Raw genomic sequence first — 476 nt, forward strand, 5'->3', positions numbered from 1 at the left:
ATATAGCCTATTTTTTGGGGCTAAAATTACCTGTTTTGCCAAAATTTGATCTTGCAAACCCTTGCGCTGTAAGGCATCGACGCACCTCAACGAGAGAATGAGGGTTTTGGCGATCGTCCCTGGTGTGTCGATTGATTCTTAGACGATGTAAACCGAGGGTGGGGGTGGAGGCGATCGCCCCTGGTGTGTCGATTGATTCTTAGACGATGTAAACCAAGAGTGGGGGTTTTGGCGATCGCCCCTGGTGTGTCGATTGATTCTTAGACAATGTAAACCGAGGGTGGGGGTGGAGGCGATCGCCCATACTGCGTCGATTGATTCTTAGACAATGTAAACCGAGGGTGGGGGTGGAGGCGATCGCCCATACTGCGTCGATTGATTCTTAGACAATGTAAACCGAGGGTGGGGGTTTTAGCGATCGCCCATACTGCATCGTTTGATTCATTTCGACGATGTAAACCGAGGGTGGGGGTGGA

General features: G+C 50.6%; 1 protein-coding gene. It reads right to left on the bottom strand.

The window, feature by feature from the left end:
• Window positions 1–260: 260 nt before the first annotated feature.
• On the bottom strand, window positions 261–476 hold a 216-nt coding region (locus ACR6Z4_RS32250), incomplete at its 5' end, for a hypothetical protein (RefSeq protein WP_479721407.1).

Source organism: Calyptranema fuscum S582, assembly GCF_055793305.1.